Annotated in this window: 15 protein-coding genes; 8 read left to right on the top strand and 7 right to left on the bottom strand. The window is 66.4% G+C overall.

The window, feature by feature from the left end; translation table 11 throughout:
- Positions 1-17 precede the first annotated feature (17 nt).
- Positions 18-611: a nuclear transport factor 2 family protein gene (locus HWX87_RS05545; RefSeq protein ID WP_176046153.1), complete on the bottom strand. Its 594-nt coding sequence runs from the start codon at positions 609-611 to the stop codon at positions 18-20.
- Between the two features lie 128 nt (positions 612-739).
- On the opposite strand from HWX87_RS05545, the gene HWX87_RS05540 reads away from it, so the two are divergent.
- The gene (locus HWX87_RS05540; RefSeq protein WP_176046152.1) at positions 740-1282 is read left to right on the top strand and encodes a MarR family winged helix-turn-helix transcriptional regulator; all 543 of its coding nucleotides are present in this window, start codon (positions 740-742) and stop codon (positions 1280-1282) included.
- Between the two features lie 40 nt (positions 1283-1322).
- Here the strand turns inward: HWX87_RS05540 and HWX87_RS05535 are convergent, their stop codons facing one another.
- Positions 1323-2534, bottom strand: a complete 1212-nt coding sequence (locus HWX87_RS05535) for an IscS subfamily cysteine desulfurase (RefSeq protein WP_176046151.1) — start codon at positions 2532-2534, stop codon at positions 1323-1325.
- Between the two features lie 273 nt (positions 2535-2807).
- Here HWX87_RS05535 and HWX87_RS05530 point away from each other — a divergent pair, with 273 nt between their 5' ends.
- The 4 genes from HWX87_RS05530 to HWX87_RS05515 all read left to right on the top strand — a co-directional run bounded on the left by HWX87_RS05530 (position 2808) and on the right by HWX87_RS05515 (position 6044).
- A complete protein-coding gene (locus HWX87_RS05530; RefSeq protein ID WP_244137602.1) occupies positions 2808-3335 on the top strand; it encodes a flavin reductase family protein in 528 nt (175 codons plus the stop codon).
- Positions 3336-3371: 36 nt separating this feature from the next.
- Complete coding sequence (locus tag HWX87_RS05525; RefSeq protein ID WP_176046149.1) at positions 3372-4850, top strand: 4-hydroxyphenylacetate 3-hydroxylase N-terminal domain-containing protein; 1479 nt, start codon at positions 3372-3374, stop codon at positions 4848-4850.
- Positions 4851-4900: 50 nt separating this feature from the next.
- Complete coding sequence (locus tag HWX87_RS05520) at positions 4901-5287, top strand: cupin (RefSeq protein WP_176046148.1); 387 nt, start codon at positions 4901-4903, stop codon at positions 5285-5287.
- A gap of 67 nt (positions 5288-5354) precedes the next feature.
- On the top strand, positions 5355-6044 hold the full coding sequence (locus HWX87_RS05515; protein ID WP_176046147.1) for a DUF2848 domain-containing protein: 690 nt from the start codon (positions 5355-5357) through the stop codon (positions 6042-6044).
- 30 nt (positions 6045-6074) lie between these two features.
- Here HWX87_RS05515 and HWX87_RS05510 read toward each other — a convergent pair whose 3' ends face one another.
- Positions 6075-6827: a class I SAM-dependent methyltransferase gene (locus tag HWX87_RS05510; protein WP_176046146.1), complete on the bottom strand. Its 753-nt coding sequence runs from the start codon at positions 6825-6827 to the stop codon at positions 6075-6077.
- Positions 6828-6840: 13 nt separating this feature from the next.
- The gene (locus HWX87_RS05505) at positions 6841-7467 is read right to left on the bottom strand and encodes a LysE family translocator (protein ID WP_176046145.1); all 627 of its coding nucleotides are present in this window, start codon (positions 7465-7467) and stop codon (positions 6841-6843) included.
- A 170-nt stretch (positions 7468-7637) separates the two neighbouring features.
- Here HWX87_RS05505 and HWX87_RS05500 point away from each other — a divergent pair, with 170 nt between their 5' ends.
- The 3 genes from HWX87_RS05500 (at position 7638) to HWX87_RS05490 (ending at position 10083) form a co-directional block, all read left to right on the top strand.
- Positions 7638-8438, top strand: a complete 801-nt coding sequence (locus HWX87_RS05500; RefSeq protein WP_176046144.1) for a helix-turn-helix transcriptional regulator — start codon at positions 7638-7640, stop codon at positions 8436-8438.
- 124 nt (positions 8439-8562) lie between these two features.
- Positions 8563-8982 (top strand): ATP--cob(I)alamin adenosyltransferase, encoded by a 420-nt coding sequence (locus HWX87_RS05495; protein ID WP_176046143.1) that lies wholly within the window; start codon positions 8563-8565, stop codon positions 8980-8982.
- 99 nt (positions 8983-9081) lie between these two features.
- The gene (locus HWX87_RS05490) at positions 9082-10083 is read left to right on the top strand and encodes a LysR family transcriptional regulator (RefSeq protein ID WP_176046142.1); all 1002 of its coding nucleotides are present in this window, start codon (positions 9082-9084) and stop codon (positions 10081-10083) included.
- Between the two features lie 25 nt (positions 10084-10108).
- Here HWX87_RS05490 and HWX87_RS05485 read toward each other — a convergent pair whose 3' ends face one another.
- From HWX87_RS05485 to HWX87_RS05475, 3 genes are all read right to left on the bottom strand, one after another.
- Positions 10109-11380 carry a HipA domain-containing protein gene (locus HWX87_RS05485; RefSeq protein WP_176046141.1) on the bottom strand — a complete coding sequence of 424 codons (1272 nt, stop codon included), beginning with the start codon at positions 11378-11380 and terminating at the stop codon, positions 10109-10111.
- Positions 11377-11955, bottom strand: a complete 579-nt coding sequence (locus HWX87_RS05480) for a helix-turn-helix domain-containing protein (RefSeq protein ID WP_244137601.1) — start codon at positions 11953-11955, stop codon at positions 11377-11379. Before HWX87_RS05480 ends, HWX87_RS05485 begins: the two co-directional genes overlap by 4 nt.
- 131 nt (positions 11956-12086) lie before the next feature.
- Positions 12087-13007 (bottom strand): LysR substrate-binding domain-containing protein, encoded by a 921-nt coding sequence (locus HWX87_RS05475; RefSeq protein WP_176046140.1) that lies wholly within the window; start codon positions 13005-13007, stop codon positions 12087-12089.
- Between the last annotated feature and the right edge of the window lie 18 nt (positions 13008-13025).

Below are 13025 nucleotides of genomic sequence, written 5' to 3'. Positions count from 1 at the left end.
GCAGCCGGCGCGATCGGTCAGGCCGCCGCAGTCGCCGCGTCGTGAAACGGCGCCAGGAATCCCCAATCCGGGTGCGCCGCCGCGACATCCGCCAGCCCGTGCGCAAACGCACGCGCCGGCAGCCACGGATACCCGAGCGCCGCATGCAGCGCGCCGAGCTTCACCGACTGCGGATCGTCGACGGTATCCATCCGCGCGATGTGAATGTGCAGCGCGGCGATCCGCGCAACGTCGTCGCCGCTGTCATCTCCCGCAAACTGCCAGCGATACGCGCCATGCCCGATCCGTAGCGCGCCGCTGTCCTTCTGCCGCATCACGACCAGCCACGGCATGTTGCTGACGCCATGGTTGTCGACATCCGGTTCCGTGCAGACGTAATAGGTCCGGCACCGCTCGAATCGCTCGCCGAATTCCTCGACCAGCGTGCGCGCAATGGCGGCCGCGCCCGTCACGCGCGGCGGAAAATCGATATCGTCGTTGGCGAGCGAAAAGCTCAGCTCGGCATCGGCCGCGAAGCAGTCGGCGATCAGTGACGGACGGTTCAGGTCTTTCGCGCGCAGATAGCATTCGAGCAGCGCGCGAACCGTCGCGGGATGAAGCGGGAAGGGCATGGTCGAACCTCCAGTGTCGGAAAATCGGGCCGCATGCGGGCGGCCGGGCCTGGCCGGGGCGCATGTGCCTTTGCCGTATAATTTCGTTTCAAAGCTAAATTCGCATGACTGCATGGAGCGTCGACGTCATGGCCAAGCAGCAAGAGGAGTCCGTTCTGACCATTACCAACCCGGCCTGCCTGATCGACGGCACGGACACGGAATTCCGTCACCTGATCAACGGGCTGTTGCCGTTCGCGGCGCGCCTGCTGTCGGTGCGCGACGGTTTCGGCTCGATCGCCGGGCTGACCGGCATCCAGTATTCGTTGCTCGTGTCGGTCGCGCACCTGTCTCACGACGACGTCGTGACCGTCAACCGCCTGGCCGATCACCTGCACCTGAGCGGCGCGTTCGTGACGATCGAAACCGGCAAGCTCAAGAAGCTCGGCCTGATCGACAAGCGGGCGGACCCGGACGACAAGCGCAAGATGCGGCTCACGGTCACGTCGGCCGGCACGAAGCTGCTGAAGGCGCTGGCGCCCACCCAGCAGCGGATCAACAACGTGCTGTTCGAGGGCGTGACCAAGACCGAATTCAAGGTGATGTGCTCGGTGATCGACCGCCTCGTCACCAACGGTGATCGCGCGACGCTCGATCTCGCGCACATGATCGCGCGCCAGGAAAAAAGCTGACGCACGCCGGCCGCGGGCCGGCGCGATGCCTCGGCCACGCTCAGTGCGCGGCCCACTCGATCGTGTTCAGGTCGACCCCTTCCAGATGCATGTCCCACAACGGGCTCAGCGCGCGCAGCTTGCCGACCGTGTCGCGCACCTGTGCGATCACGCTGTCGACTTCGGCTTCGGTCGTGAAGCGGCCGAGCGTGAAGCGGATCGAGCTGTGCGCGAGTTCGTCGCTGCGGCCGAGCGCACGCAGCACGTAAGACGGCTCCAGCGACGCCGACGTACACGCGGAGCCTGACGATACCGCCACGCCCTTGATCCCCATGATCAGCGATTCGCCTTCGACGAAGTTGAAGCTGACGTTCAGGTTGTGCGGAATCCGCTGCGTCAGGTCGCCGTTCACGTAAACCTCGTCGAGCGTCGACAGCCCGGCCAGCAGCCGGTCGCGCAACGCGCCGACGCGGCGGCCTTCTTCTCCCATCTCTTCCTTCGCAAGCCGAAACGCTTCGCCCATCCCGACGATCTGGTGCGTCGGCAGCGTGCCCGAACGCATCCCGCGCTCGTGGCCGCCGCCGTGCATCTGCGCTTCGATGCGCACGCGCGGCTTGCGGCGCACGTACAGCGCGCCGATCCCCTTCGGGCCGTACACCTTGTGCGCGGTCACCGTCAGCAGGTCGACGTTCAACGCATTCACGTCGACCGGAATCTTGCCGGCTGCCTGCACGGCGTCGCAGTGGAACACGATGCCGCGCGCGCGGCACAGCGCGCCGATCTCGGCAACCGGCTGGATCACGCCCGTTTCATTGTTCGCGAGCATCACCGACACCAGGATCGTGTCGCCGCGCAGCGCCTGCCGCAGCGCATCGAGATCGACGAGGCCGTCTTCCCGCACGTCGAGATACGTGACGTCGAAGCCCTGCCGTTCGAGTTCGCGGCACGTATCGAGCACGGCCTTGTGCTCGGTCTTCACCGTGACGAGATGCTTGCCATGGCCCTGGTAGAAGTGCACGGCGCCCTTGATCGCGAGGTTGTTGCCCTCGGTCGCGCCGGACGTCCACACGATTTCGCGCGGGTCCGCGCCCAGCAGCGCGGCGACGTGCGCGCGCGCTTCCTCGACGGCCTGCTCGGCATCCCAGCCATAGCTGTGGCTGCGTGACGCGGGGTTGCCGAACTGCTCGTGCAGGAACGGCACCATTTTGTCGACCACGCGCGGATCGACGGGCGTCGTCGCGCTGTAGTCCATGTAGATTGGACGGGATGACATCGAAAGGGCTCCGGAAAGCGGGTCTCTCGCGGGGCGCGAAAGCCGGGGAATACGGTTGCCGCAGTGTACGTGGACATTCGCGGGCGCCGCGCAACATCCATCACGCCAGTAGGGTTGTCTTTCAAACAAAGCTTTCAAGATCAGGGTTTACGACAGCTTGAACCCGCCTTTGTGTTTACATTTAATAAAAGCTAAATAACAAAGCTAAATAACGGTGCTTTGTTGGGCTGGATTCCACGGCGGGATCCAGCGATGCAACCCAAGGAGGACGAGATGAGCGAGAACCATGCCGGAGCCGGCGCGGGCGCCGACGAGCAGCGGCGCTTTCGCAGCGCGTTGTCGATGTTCGCGACGGGCGTCGCGGTGATTACCGCACCGCGCAAAGAGGGGATGCCGGTCGGCATCACGGTCGCGTCGTTCAATTCGGTGTCGCTGGATCCGCCGCTGATCCTGTTCTCGGTCGATCGCCGCAGCCTGAGCCTCGGCGACCTGGCCGGCGCGGACGGCTACGCGGTCAACGTGCTCGACGAGACGCAGCAGCACCTGTCGAACTGCTTTGCGAAAGCGAACGGCGACAAATGGGGCTGGCGCGCCGGCGCGGCGGACGACGACGGCGCGGTGCTGCTGCCCGACGCGCTCGCGACGTTCGAATGCGAACCCTATGCGCAGTACGACGGCGGCGACCACGTGATCTTCGTCGGCCGCGTGACGCGGCACCGCGCGCGCTCGGAAGGGCGCCCGCTGATCTTCTTCGGCGGTCGCTACCGCGCGCTCGACGGCGCGCTCGCGCCGTCCGTGTGAACGCAACCCACGATTCATTCCACCCAGGAGGACATCATGATCAAGAACGGGACCCAGCACATCGCGTCGCTGCGCGACGGTCGGCAGGTTTACCTGAACGGGCAGCCGGTCGGCGACGTGACCGCGCATGCGGCATTCCGCAATTCGATTCGCAGCTACGCGAGCCTGTACGACTACCAGGCGCGCGACGAGAACGTCGAGAAGATGACGTTCGTGTCGCCCGACACGGGCAACCGCGTGAGCAGGATCTGGCAACTGCCGGCGTCCTATGCCGAACTCGTCGAGCGCCGTGCCGCGCTGGAAGCGTGGTCGGAGCTGCATTACGGCTTCATGGGCCGTTCGCCCGACCACGTTGCGTCGTGCCTGGCGGGCATGTATATGGGCGCCGACGTATTCGAGCAATACGATCCGGCGCGTGCAGGCGCGCTGCGCGACTACTACCGTTACGCACGCGACAACGACCTGTTCCTGACCTACGTGATCGTGAATCCGCAGGCGAACCAGTCGAAGGCCGCACACGAACAGGAAGACAAGTACCTCGCGGTCGGCATCGTCGACCAGGATGCCGAAGGCATCACGGTGCGCGGCGCGAAGATGCTCGCGACGAGCGGGATCATGGCGAACGAGGTGTTCTGCAGCTGCATCCAGCCGCTGCGCGAAGGCGACGACATGTACGCGCTGTCGTTTGCGGTGCCGATGAACGCGAAGGGCATGAAGATCATGTCGCGCAAGTCGTACGAGGAAAACGCGACGTCGGTGTTCGACAACCCGCTGTCGAGCCGCTTCGACGAGAACGACGCGGTGCTGTACTTCGACGACGTGAAGGTGCCGTGGGAACGGATCTTCGTCGCCGGCAATACGGCGATGTGCGCGAAGCAGTTTCACGCGACGCCTGCCCACGTGTACCAGAACTATCAATGCCAGGTGCGCCTGATGACGAAGCTGCGCTTCCTGGTGGGGCTCGGCTTGAAGATCTCCGAGGTCAACGGGACGAACGCGTTCCCGCAGGTGCGCGAGACGCTGGGCCAGCTCGCGGCCGAAGCGTCGATGGTCGAGGCGTGGGTCTACGGGATGGAGGCGAAGGGCACGGTCGTCAACGGCTTCTACGTGCCCGACCGCAACATGCTGTACGGCTCGCAGGTCGTCACGCAGCAGCTGTATTCGAAGGTGCTCAACACGCTGCGCGAGCTTGCTGGCGGCGGAATGATCATGCTGCCGTCCAGCGTGCGCGATTTCGAGAACCCCGACCTGCTGCGCATCATCGAGAAGACGCAGAAGTCGCCGGTGTGCTCGTCCGAGGAGCGCGTGAAGTTCTTCAAGCTCGCGTGGGACGCGGTCGGCTCCGAATTCGCGTCGCGCCACAACCAGTACGAACTGTTCTATGCCGGTGCGTCGTTCGTCACGAAGGGGCATGCGTACCGCACGTACGACTGGCAGCGCGCGTCGCATCTCGTCGATTCGATGCTCGGCAGCTATTCGCTGAACCAGGAACTGTCGACGCCACGCGCCGCTTGACGCGTCCGGTCGCATCCAACTTCACCCGCTATCGCATTCAGGAGAGACAGATGGCCATCAACAAGCTTCACGACGAATTCCATACGCTGGACATGCAGCGCGACTGGCAGTTGCCGGAAGGTTATGACCCGGCATCCGGCGCGCAGGAGCTGATCCTGTCCGGCGCGCTCGATACCGAGCGCAAGCGCGGCAGCCGCACGCGCCTGCTGCGCCTGCCGGCCGGACTGCATACGAAGAAGCCGTTCGTGCACGACTACTGGGAAGAAGTGTTTCTGGTCGAAGGCGACCTGACCGTCGGCAACGACGAGCACGGCGACGGCGGCACGCCGTTCAACGGCTACACGTACGCGGTGCGTCCGCCCGGTGCATGGCACGGCCCGTTCAAGTCGAACGGCGGCTGCGTGCTGCTCGAGATCCACTACTACGACCCGGCATAAGCGCGGCCATTCACGACACATCGCGGGCAGCGCAGTATCGTGCGCTGCCCGCCACGAGGAGCATTCGATGAAAACCATCACGTTCGCGATCGACGGTCGCGACGGCCGCACCGAGCGCGCGATCGCGATCGACACGCTCGTGATCGCGGGCTGGACCGGACGCGACACGGTCGCCATGGAGAAGCACATCCGCGAGCTGGAAGCACTCGGCGTCAAGCGCCCGGCGACGACACCGGTGTTCTACCGCGTCGCGGCCGATCGCCTCGACCTGTCGCCCGCGATCCAGGTATCGGGCGGGCAGAGCAGCGGCGAGGCGGAGTTCGTGCTGGTGCGCGACGGCGGCGAGACGTTCGTCGGCATCGCGTCCGACCACACCGATCGCGAGGTCGAGACGTACGGGATCACCGTCTCGAAGCAGATGTGCGGCAAGCCGTGCGCGAACACTCTGTGGAAATTCGACGACGTGGCCGGGCACTGGGATCAGCTCGTGCTGCGCGCGTACGCGACGATCGACGGCGAGCGCGTGCTGTATCAGGAAGGCAAGGTGACGGCGATGCGCGCGCCGGACGATCTGCTCGCACAGTTCGCGCGCGACGATGGCCGCTTCGTCGACGGCACCGCGATGCTGTGCGGCACGCTGGCCGCGATCGGCGGCATCCGGCCGGCCGAGCGGTTCGAGGTCGAGCTGGAAGATCCGGTGCTGGGCCGCACGATTCGACATGCGTATGCGGTCGATGCGCTGCCCATTGCGGGCTGACGTCGTCGACGCTCGCGCACTCAAGCGCACTCAGGCGCGGCAGATCGCGATGATCTCCGCGCTGGCCGCTTCGTCGAATGGCGCATGCTGCCAGCCGCCGTACCAGTCGGCCGACGCGAATCCGGCTGCCGCCACGCGTGCCTGCAATTCGGGTTGCCCGATGAAACGCAGCCGGCTCGTGTTCGTCAGCACCGTATCGTCGCGGTGGAAGCGGTAGTGCGTGTCGAACGTCACGATTGCGCGGTCGACCGCACGCACTGCGTGATGGAGATCGACGCGGCCGAAGTCGCGCGATTCGACGCTGCGTGCCGAATGCGCGGGGGTCCACGCACGCCACGGCTCGAGGCGAGGGTTGCGGGTGTCGAACAGGAAGCGGCCGCCATCGGCGAGCACGTGCCGCACGCCACGCAGCGCCGCGTCGATTTCGTCATCGGTCAGCAGGCACTGGAACGCATGCCCGGTCATCACGACCGCATCGAACGGCGCGCCGGGCGGGAGGCTGCCGAGTTCGCACGCGAACCAGCGCACGGTGTCGGCGCGCGGCTGGCGTCGTGCGTATTCGATCATCGCCGGCGCCGGATCGATCGCGACGACGTCATGTCCGGCCGCCGCGAGCCGGCGCGCGAACGTGCCGGTGCCGCAGCCGAGATCGAGGATGCGTTGCGGCGCGGCGCCGATCACGGATGCGTAGAACGCGAAGTCGTGATCGCCCGCGTTGAACAGGTCGTAAACCGCGACGAGGCGCGGATCGGCGTAGAGGCGCTCCGGGTCGGCAGGCGTCATGCGGCCGCGCGTATCAGCGCTGCTGCACGGCCACGCGCAGCCCGAGCGCGATGAAGATCGAACCGATGATCTTGCCTTGCCAGCGCGTGAGCCACGTGAGCCGTTTCACGATGCGGCCGAGCGGGCGGATCGAGCACGCGATCAGCGTCGTGTAGATCGAGCTGAGCACGACGAAGATCAGCCCGAGCACCGCGAACTGCACGAACGTCGAGCCGCGCTCCGGATGCACGAACTGCGGCATGAACGCGAGGAAGAACAGCGCGGTCTTCGGATTCAGCACTTCGGCGGGAATGGCCTGCAGGTACGCCTTGAGCGGCGTGACGGGCGACACTTGCGGCAGCGACGGATCGGACGCCTTTTCCAGCAGCGCCCGCACGCCGAGATAGATCAGGTACGCGGCGCCGACCAGTTTCACGACGTTGAACGCGAGCGCCGACGTCATCAGCAGCGCGGACAGCCCGACGGCCGCGAACAGCGTGTGCACGAAGTCGCCGCTCGCGACGCCGAGGCCGGTCAGGATGCCGGTCTTGCGTCCGCCCTGCACGGTGCGGCTCAGCACGAGCAGCACGGCGGGGCCGGGGATCAGAAACAGGCCCAGAACGACGGCCGTGAAGGTGGTCAGCGTGGTCAGGTCGAACATGGCGGCTCCGGCAGGTTGGCGCAGCGGCGGGGGGATCGGGGCATTGTATTCGGTTCGGCGCGCGGCCGCTGGCGGGCCGCTGGACGACCCGGTTGGACGCGCGCCTTTCTGGTATAAGCACGAAAGGGCGCGCAGCACGGCGTCCGGCTTCCTCCACCGCCCATCGTTTCATGCGCGAGCTTCCACCGACCACCGATCCCGCCGCGGACGCCGACGTCTATCACGTGCCGCGTCCGCTCGTCGTGTTCGGCGGCTCGGTCGTCGAGCCCGAATGGCGGCTGGAACGGCACAGCCATCGCCAGGCGCAGCTGCTCTACACGCTGAGCGGCGTCGTCTATTGCGAGATCGACGGCGGCGTGTGGAGCGCGCCGCCGCAATGCACGGTATGGATTCCCGGCGACGTCCCGCATGCCGCGCGCGGCTCGGCCGGTGCGACCTTCTATGCGGTGCTGGTCGAACCCGACGCCGCGCTCGACCTGCCCGCACGCTGCTGCACGCTGTCCGTGTCGCCGCTGCTGCGCGAGCTGCTGCTGAAAGCCGCGAGCTTCCCGAACCTGTACGACGTCGACGGGCCGCAAGGGCGGCTGATGGCGACGCTGCTCGACGAACTCGTGGCGGCGCCGGTCGAGGATCTGTACCTGCCGATGCCGACCGACCGCCGGCTGCGCAAGCTGATCGATCATCTGCTCGACGATCCGGCCGACAAGTCGCCGCTGCCCGAACTCGCGCGACGCGCGGGCGTCAGCGAGCGCAGCCTCACACGGCTCGCGACGAAGGAGCTCGGGATGAGCCTCGGCGACTGGCGCCGGCGGCTGCACGTCGCGTTGTCGCTGCGGATGCTGACGACCGGCCGCCGCGTGCACCAGATCGCGATCGACCTCGGCTACGAGAGCGCGAGCAGCTTCGTAACGATGTTCCGCAAGGCGACCGGCAAGTCGCCGACGCAATTCCTGACCGACCGGCAGCGCTGAACGACCGCGGCACACCGGCGTTCACGCACGTTTGGCCGGATTGAAAAAGCAGTTGGCCGGGATGAGAAATGACGTGTCTGGCCTCGATCCATAAAATGAGAATCGTTCTCATCTGGAGGTCGACATGCAAATCACCACGACTGAATTCCCGTTTGTCTGGCTGCATTACAGCGGTTCGACGCACCTCGAACCCGCCCAACTGATCGCCGAGCTCGATGCGTTGCTGGCACGCGGCGAACGTTTCGTTCTTCTGACCGACGATGCGCCGTCCGGCGACGATCGCGGCGACGCCGATCACGAAATGCGCAAGCAGCTCGCGAAGTGGAGCAAGGCCAACCGTGCGCAGTCGCGCGAGTGGATCCCCGCGATGATCGCGATCGAGCCCGATGCGGCGCGGCGTGTCGCGCTCGATGCATTTTCGGGCACGTTCGAGAAGGTCTGGGGCTATCCGCTGAACGCGGCGGCGACCCGCGACGACGCGCTGGCGCTCGCGCAGCGGCTGCTTGCGGAACCCGCGCGCAGCATGGCGGCGGCGAACGCCTGAACCGGCCGCCGCGCGAGCCGCGCGGCTTTCGTCGACAACGACACACATGCACGGTGCGCATGCGCGCCGCGGCATGTCGCAACCACGCAGGGGTGAGCGGTGGACAATCCGATCCGCGCGATGCGCATCTTCACGCGCATCGTCGAAATGAAGAGCTTTACACGCGCGGCGCTGGCGCTCGGCATCTCGCGCGCCACCGCGACGCGCACCGTGCAGGAACTCGAAGCGGCGCTCGGCACGCCGCTGCTGGTGCGCACGACGCGCGCGCTGCGGGCGACGTCCGAAGGCGATGCGTATTACCGGCGCTGCGTGAGCATCACGGCGGACGTCGACGAGCTCGAAGCCAGCATTCGCGGCGCAGCGCGGCACCCGAGCGGGCCGCTGCGCGTCGAGGTGCCGGCGTCGGTGGCCGGCGCGATCGTGCTGCCGGCGCTCGACGCGTTTCATGCACGGCATCCCGATCTCGTGCTGATGCTGGGCGTGGCCGGGCGCGCGGGCGATCGCGATGCCGACGCGATCGACTGCCGTATCCGGCTGGGTGCGCTGCCCGATTCGTCACTCGTCGCGCGCCGGCTCGGCACGCTCGAGCGCGTGACGTGCGCGAGCCCCGCGTATCTCGACCGCTTCGGCATTCCACGCACGCTCGACGCGCTGACGGCGCACCGTGCGGTCGGCGGCACGCCGGTGTCCGGCCAGCGCACGGCCGAGCTCGATTTCGTCGCGGACGACGTCGTGCGCAAGATCCGGCTCGACAGCATCGTCAGCGTGGACGACGAGCAGGCGTATCTGGCCTGCGGCGTGCATGGCCTCGGGCTGATCCAGCCGACGCGCATCGCCGCGCAGCCGCTGATCGACGCCGGTCGGCTGCGGGAAGTGCTGCCGCGCTGGCAGCCCGAGGCGGCTGCCGTGTCGGCGGTCTACGTGAAGCGCCCGCATGTATCGCCCGGCGTGCGCGCGTTCGTCGACTGGATCGCCGAGCGTTTTTCGGACGCGTCGCGGGACCTCGAAGGGCTCGTCGTCGCGGGAGGCGTGGCGCGGCGGCCGGCGCCGGAAACGATCGAGGTCGACGATCGCGAGGGTAGTGAGGTCGCGATGGCGTGAAGGATGCGCGGTGGGCGAAGAACGATCAAGCGCTCGCGAGATGGAACGCGCCGGCCATTCGCTCCTGTTCCCTGGCAGGGAGCGCGAGCCGCGTCGCAAGCGTTCTCCACTGGCCGACGATGTCGCTGAAGTCGTCGATGATCTCGTCGGCGTCCTGCAGCTTGAGCCGAAAATACTCGCAGACCTCGCGGGCGAGTTCGAGGTCGAGTGCGTTGTCGGCTTCCGTAATGTTGAGCTTGAGCCCGTCCGCGATCGCGACTGGGTTCATGTCGTAGGCCGCCGAGAGCCGCCACCCCGCACCCGGCACCAGAATGAAGCCGTGATTGCGGAGATGATCGTCGGTGTTCGAAACTAGCAGGTTGAAGACGATTCGCGCCCACAGCTCGCGCAAGTCGGCGTTCGGCTGCGAGCCGTGCCTCATGAGCACTTCGGCCAGTTCCAGGTAGCTGACGCCAGTCGACGCATCGTCGCCGTCGACGTGGTTGGTCATGGTCATCGCCGATGCGAAATGCAGGCGTCGGCCCTTCTCCGTCCGATCGAATCGCCTGACCAGGAAGCAGTGGTGATCGCTGGCGAATTTTCTTGCTTCGGCGTGTGCGACGTTGAGGCCGCAACCCACCGCCAGCGCATTGACGACCATCTCCCAACCACCGACATCGTAGTCGTCGCGTGCGCTTGGAAACTTCGCGATATAAAGGCGGCCTTGATCGTCGGCCACACTTGCCTTGGGTCTTGCGCCGCCGAGCGAGCCGCCAGGGGCGATGAGCATCGACAGCCAGTCGCGGCCATTCGGGGCGGTATTGTCGACGTCTTCCTCCAGCGCGCGACTCGCGTGCTCCAGTTCGCGAATCTCGGCGAACGGTGGGGCGGCGAGATCGTGACGGTCGTCGAGGAACGCTCCGGCGTCGTCGAGCTTGTAACGCAATGCGCCGACGCGATACAGATCGTGCACGCCAAGCAGGTAGTCCGATTCGTGCAGGCGAGTGCCTTTCGGTTGCAGGCCGGCGCGAATGTCACGCTCCAGCCTGCGATCCATCAGCATGCGGCCCCATCGATCGGGGCTGGAGTCCGCGAAGGCGCCGAACGCGTCGCGCGGCGGGGCCGGATATTGGGGGCCTTCGAAGCAACCGATTGCCGGATCGATCTGCACGTTTGCGAATTCGGGTGCCGCCAGCGCGGCAGACGCATACTGGAACTCGAACCGCTCGCTCGCCCGCGTCTTGCGGCTGTGCAGGAGTCCGAGCTTTTGCGGAGCCGGCAAGCCGTCCCAATCTGCGTAGACACCGATCGTGGTCATTTCCCGTGATGCTCCCCATGCCGTTTTCGTGCCGGCTTCAGCAACGCGGCAAGATCGGCGGCCGTCGTGCTGCGGGCATCGCCGCGGTCGGTGGTGTCGGAGGCTGCGCTGTCTGCGTCGGTCGTTTTCGTGGCGGAAGAAGCGGTTGCACGATTGTGCCGCTCGGGCCCAGACGATGCGGCAGAGGACGGACGTGGCGCGGTTCGTCGTTCGGGCCGCGGTTGGACGAGCCGCGCGTCTTGAAGCTGGCGGCCGAATTCGTCCGTGGCGGCGAGATTTTCCAGATCGTTCTGGAGCCCCAGAACCTGCATGACGGACAGATAAGCGCCAATGGTGACGCCCGACCCACCGGCTTCCAGTGAGCGGAGTGTCATTGGTGACATGCCGGCGCGTTCCGCGACCTGCTTGGCCGTCAGTTTGCGGCGCAGGCGCGCAAGTTTCAGCCGCTCGCCGAATTCGGCGAGCAACTGGTTCGATACAGGCAGGAGCGGGGCGGTCTTCTTTGCCATGAAGCCAATATTTCCATATTTTGCTAACGAAGATGCCAAAATATTAGCACCATTGGCATGGTTCATGGACATCTTGAGGGCTGGATGGATGTCCGCGATGCTAATATTTTGGTGATTTCAACAAAAAATAGCCAAAATATTGGCGTTCTTGTGTGCGTTCCCTGCGCGCGGAGCCGCCACGCGTGCCGTTCCGATTCCTACGCCGCCTTCAACCGCCCCAGTTCTTCCGCCAGAAAATCGACGAACGCGCGAATCCGCGTGGACATCTGGTGACGCTGCGCATACACCGCGTAGATATCGGCGCTCGGCGTTTCGTGATCGGGCAGCACGACGACGAGACGCCCGTCGGCGAGATAGTCGCGCAGGTCCCACTCCGCGCGCATCAGGATCCCGTGTCCGTCGAGCGCCCACTTCACCGCGATCTCGCCGTCGTTCGTCGTCAGGTTGCCGTTGATCCGCATGGCTTCCGTGTGGCGCGCCGCGCCGCGGCCGCTCGTCAGGCGCCAGACGCCGTACCCTTCGTCGCCTTGCCGGATGCCGATGCAGTTGTGCCGCGCGAGGTCGTGCGGCGTGCCGGGCGTGCCGTGCCGCGCGAGGTAGGCGGGCGCCGCGCACAGCAGCCGGCGGTTCGGCGCGAGCCGCCGCGCGACGACGCGCGTGTCGGGCGGCTCGCCGAAGCGGATGCACACGTCGAATGCATCGTCGGTGAGCGGCGGCGGCATCACCGACAACTGCAGCTGCACCGACACCTCCGGATAGCGCGCGACGAAGCGCGAGATCGCGGGGCCGATGTGGCTGCGCCCGAACCCGAGTGTCGCGTTCACGCGCAGCAGCCCTTTCGGCCGCTGCTTCGCGCTGCCGAGCAGTTCGCCGAGTTCGTCCATCTGGTCGAGGATCCGGCGCGCGTAGTCGAGATACACGTCGCCCTCGGGCGTCAGCATCATCCGCCGCGTCGTGCGGTTGACGAGCGTCACGCCCGCGCGCCGCTCCATCTGCGTGAGCCGCTTGCTGACGGCCGCGGCGGTCAGCCCGAGTTCGCGCGCGGCCGCGCTCAGGCTGCCCGACGCGGCCAGCGTCGAGAAGAAACCGAGATCGGCCGGCTGGACAGTATCCGACATGACGGGATTTGTGAATTG

The organism is Burkholderia sp. BCC1644 (assembly GCF_902833225.1).
In the GTDB taxonomy this organism is placed as follows: Bacteria; Pseudomonadota; Gammaproteobacteria; order Burkholderiales; family Burkholderiaceae; genus Burkholderia.
Note: the sequence above shows the minus strand (reverse complement) of the source record. Positions and strands in the feature narration are given on the sequence as shown.